We start from the raw sequence: 2,448 nt of genomic DNA on the forward strand, positions 1-2,448 counted from the left end.
GCCTACGACCAGGCCGCGACGAAGTACCCCACCCCGTAAGGGGCGTTGTCGTACAGCAGTTCGCCACCGAGGTCCGCGCCGGACGCCGCACCCGCGAGCACCTGCCAGGGGGCGCGTCCGGACACCAGGAGATCGGCGGCGAGGCCCGCGTCCAGGTCGGCCAGCGCGGCGGCGTCCGCCGCGCCCAGGGCCCGGGCGAGCGCCGCGTCGAAGTCGGCGGCGCGCTCGTCGAGGTAGCCGGGCGCCTTCAGGGTGCGGCACGCGCTGCCGTCCCCCATGACCAGCAGGGCGACCCGCTCGCCGCAGGCGGCCAGCTCACGGCCCGCGGCGGCGCACTCGTCTCCGGACGCCTCCCGGAAGACCCCGTGGCCGACGGCGGGCGCGGTGCTCCACGACACGCGTTCCAGCAGCGTTCCGGCGACGGCGAGGGACGCCGGCAGCGGACGCGGGCCGCCCGGCCCCTCCCCCAGCGCGACGCCGAGATCGACGCCGAACGCGGCGAAGCCGCCACGGCTGCCCGCCGGGTACTCCCCCGCCTCCTCGGCCGACTCCACCGGCCCGACGGCGAGCAGCACGTCGGGACGGGCGGCGGCGACCACGGACAGGGCGTCCGCGCACGCCGTCCGCGCCTCGTCCAGTTCTCCGGCCGCGCCGGAGGCCAACTCGGGTACCAGCAGCGGCGGGCAGGGACACATGGCAGCGGCGACAAGCATGATCGAAGCCTAGGCGCTCATCGGCCGTCGCGCGGCCCCGCACCGCCACCCGGCGGCACGTGAGGGGTGCGACGCCCGGGCGCCGCGGCGGTCAGCGGGCGGCGCAGCCGTCGACGGCCGGCGGCAGCGGCTCGGGGACGCCCACCTTGGGGAGGCCGAGCAGCACGCCGCCCGCGCCGCCCTGCTCCGGGGCGGCCTGCCGGGCCTCCCACGCGTCGCCGGCCCGCGTCCGCCGCACGCGCTGCGTCGGACCCTCGGCGAGCAGGTGGTGCGGGGCGGCGTAGGTGATGTCGACGGTGACCATGTCGCCCGGGCGGACCGGTTCGTCGGGCCGGGTGAAGTGCACCAGGCGGTTGTCGGGGGCGCGGCCCGACAGCCGGCGGGTGGCGTCGTCCTTGCGGCCCTCGCCTTCGGCGACCATCAGCTCCAGCGTCCGGCCGACCTGCTTCTTGTTCTCCTCCCAGGAGATCTCCTCCTGGAGGGCGACCAGCCGCTCGTAGCGCTCCTGCACGACGGCCTTCGGGATCTGGCCGTCCATCTCGGCGGCGGGGGTGCCCGGCCGCTTGGAGTACTGGAAGGTGAACGCCTGCGCGAACCGCGCCTCCCGCACGACGTGCAGGGTCTCCTGGAAGTCCTCCTCGGTCTCGCCGGGGAAGCCGACGATGATGTCGGTGGAGATGGCGGCGTCCGGCATCGCGGCGCGCACGTTCTCGATGATGCTCAGGAACCGCTCCTGGCGGTAGGAGCGGCGCATCGCCTTCAGCACCCGGGAGGAGCCGGACTGCAGCGGCATGTGCAGCTGCGGCATCACGTTGTCTGTCTCCGCCATGGCGGCGATGACGTCGTCGGTGAAGTCCCTGGGGTGCGGGGAGGTGAAGCGGACGCGCTCGAGTCCCTCGATCCGGCCGCAGGCCCGCAGCAGCTTGCTGAACGCCTCGCGGTCGCCGATGTCGCTGCCGTAGGCGTTGACGTTCTGGCCGAGCAGGGTGATCTCCGTGACGCCCTCGCCGACCAGCGTCTCGATCTCGTTCAGGATGTCGCCCGGGCGGCGGTCCTTCTCCTTGCCGCGCAGCGCGGGCACGATGCAGAACGTGCAGGTGTTGTTGCAGCCGACGGAGATCGACACCCAGGCGGCGTACGCGCTCTCCCGGCGGGTGGGCAGCGTGGAGGGGAACGCCTCCAGCGACTCGGCGATCTCGACCTGCGCCTCCTCCAGCACCCGGGCCCGCTCCAGCAGCACGGGCAGCTTGCCCACGTTGTGGGTGCCGAAGACGACGTCGACCCAGGGCGCCCGCCTGGTGATGGTGTCCCGGTCCTTCTGCGCCAGGCAGCCGCCGACGGCGATCTGCATACCGGGGCGCGACGCCTTCCGGGGGGCGAGCTGGCCGAGGTTGCCGTAGAGGCGGTTGTCGGCGTTCTCCCGGACCGCGCACGTGTTGAACACGACGACGTCGGCGCCCTCCGATCCCTCGGGCGCGCGGACGTAGCCGGCGTCCTCCAGGAGGCCGGCCATCCGCTCGGAGTCGTGCACGTTCATCTGGCAGCCGAAGGTGCGGATCTCGTAGCTTCGGCCCTGGGTGTCCTGCGCGGTCATGCACACAAGGGTAGGCGTTCCCGGAACCGGCCCGCTCCGCCCTGTGGACAACTCCCCCGCCGGCCGGCCGAGCGTCCCGTGCAACGGGCGTTGCCGGTGGGGCCGGCGGGTGCCAGGCCTGTCTCTTATACAGATCTCCGA

2 protein-coding genes are annotated in these 2,448 nt (G+C 73.9%); both read right to left on the minus strand.

Annotated features, from left to right (window positions below):
• Positions 1 to 2: 2 nt before the first annotated feature.
• On the minus strand, positions 3 to 713 hold the full coding sequence (locus GL263_RS25045; protein ID WP_182858019.1) for a class III extradiol ring-cleavage dioxygenase family protein: 711 nt from the start codon (positions 711 to 713) through the stop codon (positions 3 to 5).
• A gap of 91 nt (positions 714 to 804) precedes the next feature.
• A complete protein-coding gene (gene miaB / locus GL263_RS25050) occupies positions 805 to 2,307 on the minus strand; it encodes a tRNA (N6-isopentenyl adenosine(37)-C2)-methylthiotransferase MiaB (protein ID WP_182858020.1) in 1,503 nt (500 codons plus the stop codon).
• Positions 2,308 to 2,448 lie beyond the last annotated feature (141 nt).

This window comes from Streptomyces durbertensis, from assembly GCF_014156695.1.
Taxonomy (GTDB): Bacteria; Actinomycetota; Actinomycetes; order Streptomycetales; family Streptomycetaceae; genus Streptomyces; species Streptomyces durbertensis.